This window comes from Pseudorhodoferax sp. (assembly GCF_047601025.1).
Taxonomy (GTDB): domain Bacteria; phylum Pseudomonadota; class Gammaproteobacteria; order Burkholderiales; family Burkholderiaceae_C; genus Pseudorhodoferax.
This window is the reverse complement of the sequence record NZ_JASGJZ010000001.1, coordinates 419,585-437,533: the sequence shown is the minus strand read 5'-3', so window position 1 is coordinate 437,533 and position 17,949 is coordinate 419,585. Positions and strand designations below refer to the sequence as shown.

Annotated in this window: 12 protein-coding genes and 1 pseudogene; 8 read left to right on the top strand and 5 right to left on the bottom strand. The window is 71.2% G+C overall.

The genetic code is table 11. The annotated features are described in order from the left end of the window. Window positions 1-259: 259 nt before the first annotated feature. Window positions 260-565 (bottom strand): annotated as a pseudogene (locus QM782_RS02075) (alpha/beta fold hydrolase); the annotation flags it as partial. Beyond that, complete coding sequence (locus tag QM782_RS02070) at window positions 541-825, bottom strand: alpha/beta fold hydrolase (RefSeq protein WP_415201283.1); 285 nt, start codon at window positions 823-825, stop codon at window positions 541-543. The gene QM782_RS02070 and the pseudogene QM782_RS02075, both read right to left, overlap by 25 nt. A 401-nt stretch (window positions 826-1,226) precedes the next feature. Between QM782_RS02070 and glgB the strand changes: the two genes are divergently transcribed. The 7 genes from glgB (at window position 1,227) to QM782_RS02035 (ending at window position 14,745) form a co-directional block, all read left to right on the top strand. After that, window positions 1,227-3,134, top strand: a complete 1,908-nt coding sequence (gene glgB / locus QM782_RS02065; protein WP_415201282.1) for a 1,4-alpha-glucan branching protein GlgB — start codon at window positions 1,227-1,229, stop codon at window positions 3,132-3,134. After that, window positions 3,109-5,217 carry an alpha-1,4-glucan--maltose-1-phosphate maltosyltransferase gene (locus QM782_RS02060; RefSeq protein ID WP_415201281.1) on the top strand — a complete coding sequence of 703 codons (2,109 nt, stop codon included), beginning with the start codon at window positions 3,109-3,111 and terminating at the stop codon, window positions 5,215-5,217. The genes glgB and QM782_RS02060 overlap by 26 nt, the downstream gene beginning before the upstream one ends. Beyond that, the gene (treS, locus tag QM782_RS02055) at window positions 5,214-8,588 is read left to right on the top strand and encodes a maltose alpha-D-glucosyltransferase (protein WP_415201280.1); all 3,375 of its coding nucleotides are present in this window, start codon (window positions 5,214-5,216) and stop codon (window positions 8,586-8,588) included. The genes QM782_RS02060 and treS overlap by 4 nt, the downstream gene beginning before the upstream one ends. 21 nt (window positions 8,589-8,609) lie before the next feature. After that, the gene (locus QM782_RS02050; protein ID WP_415201279.1) at window positions 8,610-9,308 is read left to right on the top strand and encodes a mechanosensitive ion channel family protein; all 699 of its coding nucleotides are present in this window, start codon (window positions 8,610-8,612) and stop codon (window positions 9,306-9,308) included. After that, a complete protein-coding gene (gene treZ, locus QM782_RS02045; protein ID WP_415201278.1) occupies window positions 9,305-11,071 on the top strand; it encodes a malto-oligosyltrehalose trehalohydrolase in 1,767 nt (588 codons plus the stop codon). Before QM782_RS02050 ends, treZ begins: the two co-directional genes overlap by 4 nt. Then, on the top strand, window positions 11,068-14,121 hold the full coding sequence (gene treY, locus QM782_RS02040) for a malto-oligosyltrehalose synthase (protein WP_415201277.1): 3,054 nt from the start codon (window positions 11,068-11,070) through the stop codon (window positions 14,119-14,121). Before treZ ends, treY begins: the two co-directional genes overlap by 4 nt. A 117-nt stretch (window positions 14,122-14,238) precedes the next feature. Then, window positions 14,239-14,745, top strand: a complete 507-nt coding sequence (locus QM782_RS02035; protein WP_415201276.1) for a hypothetical protein — start codon at window positions 14,239-14,241, stop codon at window positions 14,743-14,745. A 171-nt stretch (window positions 14,746-14,916) separates the two neighbouring features. Here QM782_RS02035 and QM782_RS02030 read toward each other — a convergent pair whose 3' ends face one another. Genes QM782_RS02030 through QM782_RS02020 form a run of 3 tightly spaced genes read right to left on the bottom strand, consistent with a single transcriptional unit; the run spans window position 14,917 to window position 16,728 of the window. Further along, window positions 14,917-15,702 (bottom strand): hypothetical protein, encoded by a 786-nt coding sequence (locus tag QM782_RS02030; protein WP_415201275.1) that lies wholly within the window; start codon window positions 15,700-15,702, stop codon window positions 14,917-14,919. A 7-nt stretch (window positions 15,703-15,709) separates the two neighbouring features. After that, complete coding sequence (locus QM782_RS02025; protein ID WP_415201274.1) at window positions 15,710-16,021, bottom strand: AzlD family protein; 312 nt, start codon at window positions 16,019-16,021, stop codon at window positions 15,710-15,712. Beyond that, window positions 16,018-16,728, bottom strand: coding sequence for an AzlC family ABC transporter permease (locus QM782_RS02020; RefSeq protein WP_415201273.1), 711 nt, complete (start codon window positions 16,726-16,728; stop codon window positions 16,018-16,020). Before QM782_RS02020 ends, QM782_RS02025 begins: the two co-directional genes overlap by 4 nt. Window positions 16,729-16,900: 172 nt before the next feature. Between QM782_RS02020 and QM782_RS02015 the strand changes: the two genes are divergently transcribed. Next, window positions 16,901-17,770 (top strand): LysR family transcriptional regulator, encoded by an 870-nt coding sequence (locus QM782_RS02015; protein ID WP_415201272.1) that lies wholly within the window; start codon window positions 16,901-16,903, stop codon window positions 17,768-17,770. Window positions 17,771-17,949 lie beyond the last annotated feature (179 nt).

Genomic DNA, 17,949 nt, shown 5'->3' with positions numbered 1-17,949 from the left:
AGGGCAGCGCGCCGCCGCGCACGTCGGTGGCGCGCGGCGCCATGCGTCCAGCGGCTGGAAGCAGCGGTGCACGACGCCATCGCGGCCTCAGAGCGCGAGCAGCGGCATGGCCAGGCGCACGCCGCGGTCGTGGTCGGCGCGGTCGTGCGCGAAGTCGATGCCGGCCGCCGCGCGATAGTCCTCGCAGATGCCATGCACCGTGCCCGGCAGCGCCAGCGTGCGCTCGTACTCGGCCAGCGCGCGCGGGTCGAACGGCGCGGGGCCCGCGCTGCGCCGGCCCATCACCTCGCGCACGTAGGCGGCCGGGTCGGCCTCGATCAGGCGCTCGGGCAGCGGCGCGGGCTGGATCAGGAAGAGCCAGTGGCCAGTAGGCGCGCGCGAAGGCCTCGCCGGTCTGCTCGTACATGGCCAGCGTCGGCGCGACGTCCAGCAGCACCAGGCGGCGCACCGCGGCGGCATGGTCCAGCGCCAGCCGGTGGGCGACCCGCGCGCCGCGGTCATGCGCCAGCACGTCGAACTGCGCATGGCCCAGCCCGCGCATCACGCGCAGCAGGTCGCGCGCCATGGTCCGCTTGCTGTAGCTCGCATGGTCCGCGTCCCCGGCCGGTTTGGACGCGTCGCCGTGTAGCCGCGCAGGTCCGCCAGCACCAGCGTGAACTGCGCGGCTTGCGCGGGCGCGACCTTGTGCCAGATCGCGTGCGTCTGCGGATGGCCGTGCAGCAGCAGCGGCCGGCCGCGGCCGCCGGTGCGCACGCGCAGCCGCACGCCGGCATCCACCTCGACGTCCTGTGCCGAGAAACCCGGGAACAGTTCATCGGCGTGCATGGGCGCTCCGCGGCTTGCGCTCGCCCGTGGGCTCCAGCGGCTGCATGTTGCTGGCGGACAGCCAGTCGCGGTAGGCGCGGCGGGCGGCGCTGCGGAATGTGGCGAATGCCGAGCATGCCGGTCAGTGCCGCGAGCGCCACGACGATCAGGATGAATGACCCGTCCACGATGAAAAGCTCGCCCATCTGTTTCCTTTCTCCGTTCGACCTGACCCGATGGACGGGTTTGCACCTCCGCCGCCGGCATTTCGCGGTCTTTGCCTACAGGCGCAACAGGGCGGGCGACTCGCCATCGGAATCGAATGCGTGCAGACTTCGGGCACGGCGCGCCGTACGCCGCCGTGTTGAACCTTGTTGCGGCGCGCGCGGGCCGCGCGTCGCGTGCTTCTTCCCTCCGAGCACATGAGCACACTGACTGACCAAGACCTCCACTACTTCCGCGAAGGCACGCATACGCACCTGGCCGAGAAAATGGGGGGCGTGCTGCACCCCGACGGCCAGGGCGCGCACTTCGCGGTGTGGGCGCCGAATGCGCGCGCCGTCAGCGTGGTGGGCGACTGGAACGGCTGGGACGCGGGCGCGGACCCGCTCGCGCCGCGCGCCGACGGCAGCGGCCTCTGGGAGGGCGGCGCCGCCGGCGCGCACCATGGACAGGCCTACAAGTACCGCATCGTGACGTCCCACGGCCAGCCCCTGGACAAGGCCGATCCGCATGCGCTGGCGACCGAGCTCGCGCCGGCGACCGGCTCGCGGCTGTGGACGCTGGACTACGCCTGGCAGGACCAGGCCTGGATGGCCGGCCGCGCGGTGCGCCAGGCCGGCAGCGCGCCGATGTCCGTCTACGAAGTCCACCCGGGGTCGTGGCGCCGCGACGACGGCCAGTTCCTGGGCTGGCGCGCGCTGGCGCCGGCGCTGGCCGAGCACGTGCTGGCCATGGGCTTCACGCACGTGGAGCTGCTGCCGGTGACCGAGCACCCGTTCTACGGCTCGTGGGGCTACCAGACCACCGGCTACTTCGCGCCCACGGCGCGCTACGGCACGCCGCAGGACCTGATGTTCTTCGTCGACCACCTGCACCAGCGCGGCATCGGCGTGATCCTGGACTGGGTGCCCTCGCATTTCCCGACCGACGCGCACGGGCTGCAGGCCTTCGACGGCACGCACCTGTACGAGCATGCCGACCCGCGCCAGGGCTTCCATCCGGAGTGGAACTCCAGCATCTTCAACTACGGCCGCGACGAGGTGCGCAGCTTCCTGCTCTCGTCCGCGCTGTTCTGGCTGCGCCACTACCACTTCGACGGGCTGCGCGTGGACGCGGTGGCGTCCATGCTGTACCTGGACTACGCGCGCCGGGCCGGCGAGTGGATCCCCAACCGGCACGGCGGGCGCGAGAACCTGGAGGCCGTGCACTTCCTGCAGGTGCTGAACCAGGCCGTCGCGCGCGAGCTGCCGGACGCGCTGACCATCGCCGAGGAGTCCACCGCCTGGCCCGGCGTCACGCACCCGGTGGAGCAGGGCGGCCTGGGGTTCTCGATGAAGTGGAACATGGGCTGGATGCACGACACGCTGCAGTACTTCGGCCTGGACCCGGTGTACCGCCGCCACCACCAGGGGCAGCTCAGCTTCTCGCTGGTCTACGCCTTCCACGAGCGCTTCGTGCTGCCGCTCTCGCACGACGAGGTGGTGCACGGCAAGGGCTCGCTGCTGGGCCGCATGCCGGGCGACGCCTGGCAGCGATTCGCGAACCTGCGGGCGCTGTTCGGCTGGATGTGGGCGCACCCGGGCAAGAAGCTGCTGTTCATGGGCGGCGAGTTCGGCCAGGGGCGCGAATGGGCGCACGAGGGCGAGATCGACTGGCCGCAGTCGCGCGAGCCCCTGCACGCCGGCGTGGCGCGCTGGGTCGGCGACCTGAACCGGCTGTACCGCGCCGAGCCCGCGCTGCACGCGCTGGACTTCGAGCCGGCCGGCTTCGACTGGATCGCCTGCGACGACGCGCGCGCCAGCGTCTACGCCTTCGTGCGCCAGGCCGGCGCGGGCGCGCCGCCGGTGCTGGTGGCCTGCAACCTCACGCCCGTGCCGCGCCACGGCTACCGGCTCGGCGTGCCGGCGGCCGGCCGCTGGCGCGAAGTGCTCAACAGCGACGCGCCCGCCTACGGCGGCAGCGGCATGGGCAACCTGGGCGGCGTGCAGGCCGAGGCGCACGGCGCGCACGGCCGCCCGTTCTCCGTCTGCCTGACGCTGCCGCCGCTGTCCACCCTGATGCTTCGCCTCGAAACGGATGCCCATGACGACTCCACCACCGACTCCTGACCGCCCGCCGCGGCGCCGCCGCGCCGCCCCGCCCGCTACTGCAGCCGCGCCCCTGCCGCCGCTGCCGGCGGACGGCCAGGCCCGCGCCGTGATCGACGCCGTGCTGCCCCAGGTCGACGCCGGCCGCTTCGCCGTCAAGCGCGTGGTGGACGAGCCGCTGGAGGTCACGGCCCACGTGTTCACCGACGGCCACGACAAGGTGCGCGCGCGCCTGTGCTGGCGCCGCGCCGGCGAGCCTGCCTGGCGCGAGACCGAGATGCAGCCCCAGGGCAACGACGTGTGGACCGCCGCCTGCGCGCCCGACGCGCCCGGCCCCTGGCGCTACACGGTCTGCGCCTGGGTGGACCACTTCGATTCCTGGCGCGCCGAGCTGTTGCGCCGCGTGGACCTGGCCGACATCCTGCTGGCCGCGCGCGTCGGCGCCGAGCTGGTGCAGCAGGCCGCCGGGCGCGCCGGCGGCGAGGACGGCGCGCGCCTGGCCAGCCTGGCCGACAACCTGCGCAGCCGCGCCGAGGCCGCCAGCCGCGCCACCATCGCCGAGATCGAGTCCGTCTCGCTGGAGGTCGAGGCCATCAAGCAGCTGGCGCTGGCCGAGGACCTGGCCGAGCTGGCCGGCCGCTACCCGGACCGCCGCCACGCCTGCTGGTACGCCGGGCCCGACGGGCTGCCGCTGGCGGTGGACCGGCCGCGTGCCGCCTTCAGCACCTGGTACGAGATGTTCCCGCGCTCGGCCGCGCTCGAGGAGGGGCGCCACGGCACGTTCAGGGACGTGCAGGCCCGCTTGCCCTACGTGGCGGCGATGGGCTTCGACGTGCTGTACCTGCCGCCCATCCATCCGATCGGCCGCAGCCGCCGCAAGGGCCCCAACAACACGCTGATCGCGCGCGAGGGCGACGTCGGCAGCCCCTGGGCCATCGGCGCCGAGGAGGGCGGCCACAAGGACGTGCTGCCGGCGCTCGGCACGCTGGCCGACTTCCGCGACCTGGTGGGCGCCGCCAACGCGCTGGGGATCGAGATCGCGCTGGACATCGCGTTCCAGTGCGCGCCGGACCATCCCTGGGTCCGGCAGCATCCGCAGTGGTTCCGCCGCCGCCCGGACGGCAGCGTGCAGTACGCCGAGAACCCGCCCAAGAAGTACCAGGACATCTACCCGTTCGACTTCGAGACGGAAGACTGGCGCGCGCTGTGGGCCGCGCTGAAGGACGTGTTCGACCACTGGATCGCGCAGGGCGTGCGCATCTTCCGCGTGGACAACCCGCACACCAAGGCCTTCGCGTTCTGGGAATGGGTGATCGCGGCGATCAAGGCCGAGCACCCGGACGTGCTGTTCCTGGCCGAGGCCTTCACGCGGCCCAAGGTCATGCACCGGCTGGCCAAGCTGGGCTTCTCGCAGAGCTACACCTACTTCACCTGGCGCAACAGCCGCCACGAGCTGATGGAGTACTTCACCGAGCTGGCGCACGGCCCGGGGGCGGACTACTACCGGCCCAACGCCTGGCCCAACACGCCGGACATCCTGAACGAGCACCTGCACCACGGCCCGCGCTCCATCTTCATGGCGCGGCTGGTGCTGGCGGCCACGCTGTCGGCCAGCTACGGCATCTACGGCCCGCCCTACGAGCTGCTGCAGGGCGAGCCGCGCGAGCGCGGCAGCGAGGAATACCTGGACTCCGAGAAGTACCAGCTGCGCCACTGGGGCGAACTGAGCCTGGAGCGCGCGGACAGCATCGCCGGCTTCATCGCCACGGTGAACCGCATCCGCAAGGAATACCCGGCCCTGCAGTCCAACCGCTCGCTGCGCTTCTTCGACACCAGCAACCCCTACCTGGTGGCCTACGCCAAGCGCGACGCGGACGGCCGCAACGCGGTGCTGACGGTGGTGAACATCGACGCCACCTTCACCCAGACCGGCTGGGTGCAGGTGGACGCCGGCTGGCTCGGCGTGGACGGCGGCGGCTTCGTGGCCCGGGACTTGCTCACCGGACAGTGCTTCGACTGGCGCGACGGCGGCAACTTCGTGATCCTGGTGCCGTCGCAGATGCCGGCCCACGTGCTTGCCATCGAGAGGAGCGACGCTGCATGAAGAATCCGGAACAAGCGGCCGCCGACGGCGTCCCCCACCTGCCCGGGGCCGGGCAGGGGCCGGTCACGCCCACCGGCGACGCCGGCCTGTGGTACCAGGATGCGGTGATCTACCAGCTCAACGTCAAGGCCTTCGTCGACTCGAACGCCGACGGCGTGGGCGACTTCAAGGGCGTCACCAGCCGGCTCGACTACGTGAAGGACCTGGGCGTCAACACCATCTGGCTGATGCCGTTCTACCCCTCGCCGCTGCGCGACGACGGCTACGACATCGCCGACTACCTGGACGTGCACCCGCAGTACGGCACGCTCTCCGACTTCGAGGAGATGCTGGCCGAGGCGCACCGGCGCGACCTCAAGGTCATCACCGAGCTGGTGATCAACCACACCTCGGACCAGCATCCCTGGTTCCAGCGCGCGCGCCGCGCGCCGCCGGGCTCGCCCGAGCGCGACTTCTACGTCTGGAGCGATTCCGACCGGAAGTACCAGGGCACGCGCATCATCTTCACCGACACCGAAACCTCGAACTGGACCTGGGACCCGGTCGCCAAGGCCTACTTCTGGCACCGCTTCTTCAGCCACCAGCCGGACCTGAACTTCGACAACCCGCTGGTGCTGGAGGCGATCTTCGAGGTCATGCGCTTCTGGCTGGACCGGGGCGTGGACGGCTTCCGGCTCGACGCCATCCCCTACCTGGTCGAGCGCGAGGGCACGAACAACGAGAACCTGCCCGAGACGCACGCCATCATCAAGCAGCTGCGCGCGGCCATCGACGCGAACTACACCAACCGCTTCCTGCTGGCCGAGGCCAACCAGTGGCCCGAGGACGTGCGCGAGTACTTCGGCGACGGCGACGAGTGCCACATGGCCTACCACTTCCCGCTGATGCCGCGCATGTACATGGCCATCGCGCAGGAGGACCGCTTCCCGGTCACGGAGATCATGCAGCAGACGCCGGACATCCCGCAGAGCTGCCAGTGGGCCATCTTCCTGCGCAACCACGACGAGTTGACGCTGGAGATGGTCACCAGCAAGGAGCGCGACTACATGTACAGCACGTACGCGGCCGACCCGCGTGCGCGCATCAACGTGGGCATCCGCCGGCGCCTGGCGCCGCTGATGGACAACGACAGCGACCGCATCAAGCTGATGAACAGCATGCTGCTGTCCATGCGCGGCTCGCCCATCATCTACTACGGCGACGAGATCGGCATGGGCGACAACGTGTTCGTCGGCGACCGCAACGGCGTGCGCACGCCGATGCAGTGGAGCCCCGACCGCAACGCCGGCTTCTCGCGCGCCGACCCGCAGCGCCTGTACCTGCCGCCGATCATGGACGCCGTCTACGGCTACGAGGCGCTGAACGTGGAGCAGCAGCAGCGCGAGCCGGCCTCGCTGCTGAACTGGATGCGCCGCATGCTGGCCGTGCGCGCGACCAGCAAGGCCTTCGGCCGCGGCGACCTGGTGTTCCTCAAGCCCGGCAACCGCAAGATCCTGGCCTACCTGCGCGTGCACGGCGACGAGGTCATCCTGTGCGTGGTCAACCTCGCGCGCTCGGCGCAGCCGGCCGAGCTGGACCTGTCCGGCTTCAAGGGCCGCGTGCCGGTGGAGATGCTGGGCCGCGCGGCGTTCCCGCCGATCGGCGAACTGCCCTACCTGATGACCATCGCCGCGCACGGCTTCTACTGGCTGCGGCTGGCCACCGACGTGGCCGTGCCGAGCTGGCACCAGGAACTGCTGCCGGCCGAGGACCGGCCGGTGCTGGTGCTGTTCGACGGCTGGAACAGCCTGTTCCGCGACCAGGTCGTGCCCTGGCGCATCGGCATGGCCGTCAAGACGCGCCAGCAGTTCGAGCACGAAGTGCTGCCGCGCCACATCGAGGCGCAGCGCTGGTACGCGGCCAAGGGCACGGCGCTGCAGCGCGCACGCATGGTGCAGCACGCGCTGTGGGAGCAGGGCGACGACGCCTGGCTGCTGGCGCTGGTGGCGACGGAGGGCGCGCCCGGCCCCGGCCACGAGGAGCAGGCCTACTTCGTGCCGCTGTCCCTGGCCTGGGAAGACCGCGAGGAGGAGCGCTGCCGCGCCTTCGCGCCGGCCGCCGTGGCCCGCGTGCGCCAGCAGGCCGAGGTCGGCTACATGGCCGACGCCTTCGCCGACGAGCGCTTCTGCCGCGCCGTGATCGCCGCCATCGGCGCCGGCCGCGTGCTGGCCGCCGGCGCCGGCTGCATCCGCTTCGTGCCGACGCGCTGCTTCGCCGAGCTGGCCGGCCGCGACGTGGCCCAGCTGCCGATCGAGCGCCCGCAGGCGCAGAGCAGCAACACCGTGGTGCTGGTGGACGAGCGGCTGTTCCTGAAGGGTTACCGCCGCATGCGCCGCGGCGTGAACCCGGAGTTCGAGGTCGGCCGCTTCCTGACCGAGGTCGCGAAGTTCCCGCACTGCGCGCCGGTCGCCGGTACCGTGGAGTACGTGGCGGCCGACGGCACCGCCAGCACGCTGATGCTGCTGCAGGCCCACGTGGAGAACCAGGGCGACGGCTGGGCCTGGCTGCTCGGCTACCTGGAGCGCCACCTGGAGGAGCTGCGCGCGCCCGTGGCCGCGCCGATGCCCGAGGACGTGCACGGCGCCCACGTCACGCTGATGCAGACGCTGGGCCGCCGCACCGCCGAGCTGCACCTGGCGCTGGGCATCCGCAGCGGCGATGCCGCGTTCGACCCCGAGCCGCTGTCCACGGCCGACATCGTGGCCTGGCGCGAGCAGACCCAGGCCGAGCTGCAGCAAAGCCTGGACCTGCTGCAGGCCGCGCTGCCGCGCCTGCACGGCGCCGTGCAGGACGATGCGCGCGCCGTGCTGGCCGGCAGCGCCCGGCTGGCGCAGCGCATCGCCGGCGCCGGCCTGCTGGAGCACGAGGGCCTGAAGATCCGCATCCACGGCGACTACCACCTGGGCCAGGTGCTGCTGACGCGCAACGACTTCGTGATCGTCGACTTCGAGGGCGAGCCGGGCCGCGACTTCGACGCGCGCCGCGCCCGGCAGTCGCCGCTGCGCGACGTGGCCGGCATGCTGCGCTCGTTCGACTACGCGCGCGCCAGCGCGCTGCGCAGCGTCGCCCACACGCCCGAGGAGCTGGCGCCACTGGCCGGCCCGGCCCGCGCCTGGGAGGCGGCCTCGCGCGCCGCCTTCCTGCAGGCCTACCGCGACACCGTGGCCGGCACGCCGCTGGCCGTGTCGGACCAGGCGCTGAGCCTGCTGGCGCTGTTCGAGCTGCACAAGGCGCTGTACGAACTGCGCTACGAACTCGAGAACCGGCCGGACTGGGTGCACATCCCGCTGGCCGGCATCCTGGCCCTCGCGCACGGCGGGGCCGCTTCCTGAACGCGGAAAGGCACGGCATCCATGGACCAGATCAACGTCATGCTCGAACCCGTGCGCGCCTTCCTGTTCCAGGTCGGCGCGTTCCTGCCACGGCTGGCCATCGCCGCGCTGGTGCTGCTGGCGGGCTTCCTGATCGCCAAGGCCGCGCGCTTCACGGTCGAGAAGGGGCTGCGCGCGATCAACTTCCACGTGCTCACGCGCCGCGCCGGGCTGGACGGCTTCCTGCAGCAGGGCGGCACGCAGGCCGACACCATCGGGCTGCTGGGCCTGCTGTCCTACTGGGTGGTGATCCTGGCCGCGCTGATCGTGGCCTTCAGCGGCCTGGGCCTGACGCACGTGACCGAGCTGCTGAGCCGCGTGATGCTGTTCGTGCCGCAGCTGATCGTGGCGCTGCTGGTGCTGGCCTTCGGCGCGTACTTCGCGCGCTTCGTGTCCAACGCGGTGGCCACCTACTGCAAGGGCGTGGGCATCCACGACACGGCGCTCGCGCGCATCGCCTACTACGCGGTGCTGGCCTTCGTGGTCATGATCGCGCTGGACCAGATGGGCATCGGCGGCACGCTCGTGCGCGACGCCTTCCTGCTGATCCTGGGCGGCGTGGTGCTGGCCGTGGCGCTGGCCTTCGGCCTGGGCGGCAAGGACTGGGCCGCCGCGCAGCTGGAGCGCTGGTGGCCGTCCAAGCCCGACGACCGGCGCGACCCGCCGGACGGCCTGCGATGAACTTCGGCGCCAGCCTGCTGCCCGGCGGGGGCGTGCGCTTCCGCCTGTGGGCACTAGGGGCGCGGCGCGCCGAGTTGCTGCTGCAGGACGGCCCGGCCCGGCCGATGCAGGCGCAGGCCGGCGGCTGGCATGCGCTGGACGTGCCCGGTGCCGGGCCCGGCACGCGCTACCGCTTCCGGCTCGACGGCGGCCATCCCGTGCCCGACCCGGCCTCGCGCCGCAACCCCGGGGACGTGCACGGCCCCAGCGAGGTCACGGACCCGTCCGCCTACGCCTGGCAGGACGGCGGCTGGCGCGGCCGCCCCTGGCACGAGGCCGTGGTCTACGAGCTGCACGTCGGCTGCTTCACGCCCGAGGGCACGTTCGCGGCCGCGGCCGGGCGGCTGGCGGAGCTGGCGGAACTCGGCATCACCGCCATCGAGCTGATGCCGCTGGCCGACGCCCCGGGCGCGCGCAACTGGGGCTACGACGGCGTGCTGCCGTTCGCGCCGGAGTCGCGCTACGGCACGCCGGACGAGCTCAAGGCCCTGGTCGACCGCGCCCATGCCCTCGGCCTGATGGTGCTGGTCGACGTGGTCTACAACCACTTCGGTCCCGACGGCAACTACCTGCACGGCTACTGCCCGGACTTCTTCAACCCCGCGCAGCAGACGCCCTGGGGCGCGGCCATCAATTTCGACAGCGCGCACAGCGCCGAGGTGCGCGCCTTCTTCGTCGCCAACGCGCTGTACTGGGTCGAGGAATTCCATGCCGACGGCCTGCGCCTGGACGCCGTGCACCAGATCCGCGACGGCTCGCCGCGGCCCATCGTCGAGGAGATCGCGCAGGCGCTGCAGGCCGGCCCCGGCCGGCGCCGCCACGTGCACCTGGTGCTGGAGAACGACGCCAACCAGGCCAGCCGCCTCGCGCCCGCCGGCCTGGCCACCGCGCAGTGGAACGACGACCTGCACCACGCCGCCCACGTGCTCGCGACCGGCGAGACCGACGGCTACTACGCCGACTACGCCGACGCCCCGGTGCAGCGGCTGGCCCGCGCGCTGGCCCAGGGCTTCGTCTACCAGGGCGAGCGCTCGGCCCACCAGGGCGGCCCGCGCGGCGAGCCCAGCGGCGCGCTGCCGCCGACGGCCTTCGTCTCCTTCCTGCAGAACCACGACCAGGTTGGCAACCGCGCGCTGGGCGAGCGCCTGTCGGCGCTGGCGCCGGCCGGGCGGCTGGACGCGCTCTACGCCTGCCTGCTGCTCGCGCCGCACATCCCGATGCTGTTCATGGGCGAGGAGTACGCGGCATCCACCCCGTTCCTGTACTTCTGCGACTTCCAGGGCGCGCTGGCCGAGGCCGTGCGCGAGGGCCGGCGCAACGAGTTCAGGCGCTTCGCGGCCTTCGCCGACGCGGCGGCCCGCGCGCGCATCCCGGACCCGAACGCGGAGCAGACCTTCGCCCGCTCCCGGCTGCAGTGGGACGAGCGCGCGCAGCCGCCGCACCGCGAGCGGCTGGCCCTGGTGCGCCGGCTGCTGGCGCTGCGCCGCGCGCACCTGGTGCCGCGCCTGGCCGGCCCCATGCGCGGCGGCCAGGTGCTGGGCGGCGGCGAACTGCTGCACGTGCGCTGGACGCTGGCCGACGGCAGCCGCTGGGAGATCGCCGCCAACTTCGGCCAGGCCCCCGCCGTCCTGCCGCCCGCGGCCCGGCCGATCCTGCACCTGCACGCCGCGCCCGACGGCAGCCTGCCGCCCTGGGCCGTGCGCGTCGCCGTGGAGGTTCCGTGAGCCCCGCCCGGCCGCCCGAAGGGGATCCTTCACTCCCGGAGGGACCGGGCCGTGCGCCAGCGAGCGCCGCCCGGCCGCCGGAAGGCGCCCGCGCCGCCGCCCGTCCGGAAGCCGGTTCGCCGGCAGGCGCCACGATCCCGCGCGCCACCTACCGGCTGCAGCTGCACCAGGGCTTCGACTTCGCCGCCGCCACGGCCATCCTGCCGTACCTGGCGCGGCTGGGCGTCAGCCACGTCTATTGCTCGCCGATCACGCGCGCGCGGCCCGGCAGCCTGCACGGCTACGACGTGGCCGACCCGCGCGAGATCAGCCCCGAGCTGGGCGGGCGCGCCGGCTTCGAGCGCTTCGCCCTGGCCGCGCGCGGCCAGGGCCTGGCGCTGCTGCTGGACATCGTGCCCAACCACATGGGCGTGATCGGCGGCGACAACCCCTGGTGGGCCGACGTGCTGGAGCATGGCCAGGCCTCGGCCCACGCCGGCTTCTTCGACATCGACTGGCAGCCCATGGACCCGGCCATGGCCGGCAAGGTCCTGCTGCCGGTGCTGGGCGCACCCTACGGCGAGGTGCTGGACCGCGGCGAGCTGCAGCTGCACTGGGAGCCGCAGGAGCACCGCCTCGCGCTGCGCTACTTCGAGCACCGCTTCCCGACCGACCCCGGCACCTGGGGCCCGGTGCTGCGCCTGGCCGCCGACGTGGCCGAGGACGCCGACACGGCCCAGGGCCTGACCCTGCTGGCCGAGCAGGCCGACGCCCTGCCGCCGCGCGCCGACCGCGGCGCCGCCGGCGCGCGCGAACGCGCCGAGGCCGCGGGCCGGCTGCGCCTGGCCTTCGCCGAGTTCACCGGCCAGCGCAAGGCGCCGGCCACCCAGGCGCTGCAGCGCGCGCTGGAGCTGCTGAACGGCGCGCCGGCGCGCGACGCGCTGCACGCCTTCCTGGAGCAGCAGGCCTGGCGCCTGGGCTTCTGGCGCGTGGCGGCCGACGAGATCAACTACCGCCGCTTCTTCGACATCAACGAGCTGGCCGCCCTGCGCGTGGAGGACGAGCGCGTGTTCGAGGCCACGCACGCGCTGGCGCTGGACCTGGCGGCCGCCGGCATCGTCGACGGCCTGCGCATCGACCACCCCGACGGCCTGCGCGACCCGGCGCAGTACTTCGCGCGGCTGCAGGAGGGCTACCGCCGCCGCCGCGCCGCGCTGCAGCCCGACGCCGCGCCGGAGCCGGACGCGCTGGCGCTGTACGTCGTGGCCGAGAAGATCACCGCCTCCCATGCCGACATGCCGCGGGATTGGCCGCTGCACGGCACCACCGGCTACCGCTTCGGCGCGCTGCTGAACGGCCTGGTGACCGACCGCAGCCAGGGCGCGCGCATGGAGCGCATCTGGCGCAGCTTCACCGGCAACGCCGAGCCGTACGCGGACACGGTGTTCGCCGCCAAGCGCGCCGTCGCCCACGGTGCGCTGGGCGCGGAGCTGAACCTGCTGGCCACGCAGCTCAAGCGCATCGCCGGCGCCAACCGCCGCACGCGCGACTACGGCTTCACCACGCTGCGCGAGGCCATCGCCGAGACCGCCGCCGCGATGCCGGTCTACCGCACCTACGTGGTCGAGCAGGCCAGCGAGCAGGACCGGCGCTTCATCGACTGGGCCGTCGCCCAGGCGCGCCGGCGCAGCGCCATCGCCGACCCCAGCGTGTTCGATTTCCTGCGCCGCTGCCTGCTGGGCGAGTGCGCGCCCGGCAGCGGCGCCGACGCGCTGCTGCCGCTGCGCCGCTTCGCCTGGCGCTTCCAGCAGTTCTGCGCGCCGCTGGCGGCCAAGGGCGTGGAGGACTGCGCCTTCTACCGCCACCTACGCCTGGTCTCGCTGAACGAGGTCGGCGGCGAGCCCGAGGCCCTGGGCCTGACGCTGGCGGCCTTCCACGGCGCCAGCGCCGACCGCGCCGCGCGCTGGCCGCACACCCTGCTGGCCACCTCCACCCACGACAACAAGCGCAGCGAGGACGTGCGCAACCGCATCGCCGTGCTGTCCGAGCGGCCGGCGCCGTGGCGGCTGGGCTTGTCGCGCTGGCACCGCTGGACGCGCTCGCTGCGCCGCGACTTGCCCGGCGGCCCCGCGCCCTCGCGCGACGACGAGTTCCTGCTCTACCAGACGCTGCTCGGCAGCCTGCCGCCCGGCGAACTGGACGAAGAAGCGCTGGCCGCCTACCGCGAGCGCATCGTGCGCTACATGCGCAAGGCCGCGCGCGAGGCCAAGCTGCGCACCAGCTGGGTCCGTCCCGACGAGGACTACGAGCAGGCGCTGCAGGCCTTCGTCGAAGGCCTGCTGGCCCGGCCGGCGCCGAACCCGGCCCTGGCCGACCTGCGCGCGCTGGCCGCCCAGCTGGCCTGGTTCGGCGCGCTGAACAGCCTGGCGATAGTGGCCATCAAGTTCACCTCGCCCGGCGTGCCCGACCTCTACCAGGGCAACGAGATGCAGGACCTGAGCCTGGTGGACCCGGACAACCGCCGTCCGGTGGACTACGCGCTGCGCGAAGGCACGCTGGCCGCGCTGGAGGCGCTGCTGCTGGCGCCCGAGCCCGAGCGCCTGGCCGCGCTGGCGCACATGGCCGCCACGCCGCAGGACGGGCGCCTGAAGCTCTGGGCCACCTGGCGCCTGCTGGCCCTGCGCCGCGAGGACCCGGCGCTGTTCGCGCAGGGCGCCTACATCCCGTTGCGGACCACCGGCCGCGCGCGCGGCCACGTGGTGGCCTACGCGCGCCGCACGCGTGAGGGCCTGCTGGTGGTGCTGGCCGCGCGGCTGCTGGCCCGGCTGCTGCGCGAGCCTGGCCGTGCGCCGGTCGGCGAAGCCTGCTGGGGCGACGCCAGCGTGGACCTGGCGCCGGCCTTCGCCGGCTGGCCGGGCGGCGAGGGCGACCAGCTCGCGCTGGACGTGCTGAGCCACAGCCCGCGCCGCCTGCCGCGCGGCGTGCTGCGCCTGGCGGATGCGCTGCAGGCGCTGCCGGTGGCGGCGTTCTGGATCGACGCGCGCACACCGCACACACCGCACGAACCTTGAGGCCGCGCAGGCGGCCGGGCCTTGCGGCGCCGGCTGGCCGCCCCTCGCGGCCGGGTGGCCGTTCCGGTGCGGGAATGCCGGGCGCTACTGCGCCAGGGGCCGGCGCCTGCGCACCGTATGCACCAGGCGCATGCGGTCGATGTCTTCACCGACATGAGCGGCGCGTACATGGGATCGGCCAGGTCGGCCGTTCTCGTCCATCCGAGCTTCATCTCGCCCACGATGCGCATCAGCATCTTCCGCGTGCGCAGCGCGACCACCTCGGCCGGGGCCGGTGATCCATCCTGCGCGTACGCCAGCCGCGCCGGGGACAGCACGGAGGTGCGCACCATCGGGCCGTGCAGCGAGAACTGGAACCGGAAATTCCGGGAGCGGGCGTTGATGTCGCGATCGGGTCAGCACGATGAAGTACGTCCGCGCGCTCGCATCCGCCAGCCGCCTCGCCAGGCTGGTGCCCAGGGGCGGGGAGTCCTCGGTCGGGTACTGGTTGGTCTCCGTGAATGGGCCGTCGACCCCGGACGGCACCCGGAGGGAGGCCTTGACCCAGAGTCCGGTGTCCTCGGTCAATGCCCGGGCGACGTTCGCGCGAACTGCTCCGGCACGCCGTCGGTCGGGACCACGTAGAGCACCACGCTGTCGACCGGGCTGGACGGCACGAACCGGGGCGGTGCATGTCGGCGTGTGCGGTGGGGCGGAGGGGTCCGTCGGCTGGCGCGGTTGGCCACGGCGGTTTCGGAGTAGTTGAAGAAACTCAATGCTTCATCTTGAACTGCGGCCCTGCCGAGGGCACGGTGCTCAGGCCGAGGCGTGTCCAACTTTGAAGCGTTCGAGGAGCCATAGCATGCCCCCGCCGACGCCAACACTCAGGAGCGTGGCGCCAAGGTAGACCACAGTGATCGGAAGGCGCTCCAACCCTGCGGCGACAGTCATGAAGAATGCTCCAAAGGCTGGAGATCCCAGGATGACGCCTTTGGTCATGGCGGCGGACGCGCCATTTCCATCGTGCAAATGGGTAAAGACCACAAGTATCAGCACGAACACGGGAAAGGGGGCGGTCAGTCCACTCAGCTGTGGCCCAAGGTGTGCGCTGACGAGCGTGATGGCCAGCACAAAGCATCCGGCGACGACCATTCGTGCCGGCAGCTCCCATTTCGGTGCCGTGCGACCGGGTGCGCTGGTAGGGAGTTTCGGAAAGCTCCAGCCCAGTACTGCGAGACTGACGGAAAAAAAGAGCGCCGCCGTTAGCAGCGACCAGTGAAACTGGCTCCAGACCAGGGTGGCGACGAAGAAGCCCAGAATTCCACATGCCGCGCTGGCCCATGCCTCCCTGCGCGCTGCCGTTGCTGCGTACACGAAGCAGAAGATGCACGTAGATACCTGCCCCACGAGGTTGGCGGCTGCGGATTGGCGGGCGAAGTCCGCGCCTTGCTCCACGGCCGTGAAGATCGAGATAGGCCCGGTCAAGAGCGGAATACCCATCATAAGTCCGCCCACGGCAGGCCCGAAGCGGCGGGCCAGCCAGGTGACGGAAAGGATCAGAAAGGGCGCTGCGGCAAGTTTGAACAAGGTGATGGTTGTCACGACGCGCCTAGAAAAAATGGCGGAGCAACGCTGCCGCGATGATGCCGGCAGCGATCGCGGGCAGAGGCTTCTTCAGCAGCAGCATCACGGTGGCCGTGACCAGCAGCGCCAGCCGCGCGGCGTTGTCACCCTTCATTGCCAGCGGCGCAAGAAGTGCCACCAACACCGAGCCGGACATGGCACGGATGAACTGCTGCATCTTGCGGCCGATGGGAATGAACGACATCACGAAGATTCCGCCCCAGCGGGTAGCCAGTGTCACCACCGCCATGACCAGAATGATGACCAGCGTGCCGGTGACTGTCGATTCGATGCTCATGGATTTTTCTCCATCCAGACTATGCCCAGAACACCGCCCGCCAACGCCCCCACGACGACGTGGCTGTTTTCCGGAAGATACGAGTAAGCCAGCAACGACGAGCAGGCAGCGACTGTCCATATGACGAACAGACGCAGGTTCTTCTGTCCGCCAATCACCATCGCCAGTAGGAAGCAGCCCATCACCATGTCCAGACCCCAGCGCACCGGATCATGAATGGAATTGCCGAAGTAGAGGCCCAGCCAGGAACCCAGTATCCAAGCCAGCCACAAGGCGATTCCGCCACCCAGCAGCAGCCCCAGGCCGGACTCGCCACGTCCGAATGCCTGCATGGACATGGCCCAGTTGGCATCGGAGACGAACAGCATGGCTCCGTATCGTCTGGCAGGCGGCAGATGGCGCATCCACGGATAGAGCGTGGCCCCCATCAGCAGGTGCCGGGCGTTGACGGCAAAGACCGTGATGACCAGCGGGATCAGGGGCACTTGCGATCCCCACAGATCCAGCACGGCGAACTGCGCAGCACCGGCAAAGACCAGGGTGCTCATGAGGACGGTCGAAGGGATGTCCAGTCCTGACTGCGGGGCGGCCAGCCCGAATGCCAGGCCGAAAACGACCACGAAAAGGGAAATGGGGAGCAACTGCTTGAAGCCAAGCCATACGCTGCGGCGATCAAGTTCATATGCAATGGCAGGAGTGCTTGTCAAAGCCTCATCTCTTTCTCATGTACTTCTTTCAGCGTCGCGGCGAAGCATGGATCGCTTGCGAAGGTCAGCCGTTGGCAGACGTGCAGGCCGGAAGGATGCACCAGTCAGGAGGTAACGAAAAGCGCATAATTCTGCAGTCTTCCATCCGAGGATCGAATATCACGGAAGCGTCATGCACAGCCCAGACCTGCAAGTCGATTGGCTCAAATGCTTTGTCACGGTCGTGGACGCGGGTTCGTTGTCCGGCGCCGCGCCGGAACTGCATCGCTCGCAATCGGCCGTGAGCATGCAGCTCAAGAAACTGGAGGCTGCCGTGGGGCGGCAACTTTTGGTGCGCGGCCCACGGCAGCACCAACTCACGCCTGACGGGCAAGTCCTGCTGGGTTACGCCCGACGGATACTCGATCTGCATGCGGAGGTGCAGGTGGCTTTCCACGGCGAGGAGTTGACGGGCCGCGTTCGCCTGGGGGTTCCAGACGACTACGCCGCGAGCTACCTGACGCCCGTTCTCAAGCGCTTCGCCCCGAGATACGGCAACGTGGAGATCGAGCTGAACTGCGAGCAATCGACATCCCTGATTCCGCGCGTCGAGAGTGGCGACCTGGATTTGGCGCTGATCTCGCGCGACCACGCCCGACGCGGCACCTTGTTGTTCCACGAACCGATGGTGTGGGTGGGCTCGCCGCAGTTCGACGCGTGGCGGCGTGATCCTTTGCCTATCGCGGTCTATGAACGCACCAGTCTGGCAAGGCGCAGCGCGATCAATTCATTGGGCTTGCAGGGGCGTCGGTACAAGGTGGTCTACAACAGCTCCAGCCTGGCGGGCCAGATTGCAGCTGTCGAGAGCGGATTGGCCGTTGCGGTTCTGACCCGGTGCAGCGCGCCGTCGCATCTGGAAATCTTGGGCAGCGTGCATGGGCTGGGGCCGCTGGAACCCATGGAAGTGTCGGTGTACCGCAGCCGTGCGTCACGCGGCTCCAAGGCCGTGGACAGTCTGTACCACCTTCTGATTCAGACGCTCAGGATTGCCGAATCCTCCTGAAGAGACCAGCCTGGGCGTGTCGGCGCGATGCGTCGCCGGGTTTTCGGGCTGCATCCGATGCCGTCTTTGCCGTCACGGCCGCGCGACCTCGATCCCTCCATCTCTCACGCCTTCGCACCGGCGGCGCAGCGCGCAATACTGGATGGCTCTTGTACGGAGGCCTCGACCCGGAGTCCCAT

Coding starts and splice junctions, on each gene's coding strand:
- QM782_RS02035 (WP_415201276.1), top strand. CDS start 14,239: ATGCACCAGGCGCATGCGGTCGATGTCTTCACCGACATGAGCGGCGCG.
- treZ (WP_415201278.1), top strand. CDS start 9,305: ATGAACTTCGGCGCCAGCCTGCTGCCCGGCGGGGGCGTGCGCTTCCGC.
- QM782_RS02025 (WP_415201274.1), bottom strand. CDS start 16,021: ATGAGCATCGAATCGACAGTCACCGGCACGCTGGTCATCATTCTGGTC.
- glgB (WP_415201282.1), top strand. CDS start 1,227: ATGAGCACACTGACTGACCAAGACCTCCACTACTTCCGCGAAGGCACG.
- treS (WP_415201280.1), top strand. CDS start 5,214: ATGAAGAATCCGGAACAAGCGGCCGCCGACGGCGTCCCCCACCTGCCC.
- QM782_RS02015 (WP_415201272.1), top strand. CDS start 16,901: ATGCACAGCCCAGACCTGCAAGTCGATTGGCTCAAATGCTTTGTCACG.
- QM782_RS02070 (WP_415201283.1), bottom strand. CDS start 825: ATGCACGCCGATGAACTGTTCCCGGGTTTCTCGGCACAGGACGTCGAG.
- QM782_RS02050 (WP_415201279.1), top strand. CDS start 8,610: ATGGACCAGATCAACGTCATGCTCGAACCCGTGCGCGCCTTCCTGTTC.
- QM782_RS02060 (WP_415201281.1), top strand. CDS start 3,109: ATGACGACTCCACCACCGACTCCTGACCGCCCGCCGCGGCGCCGCCGC.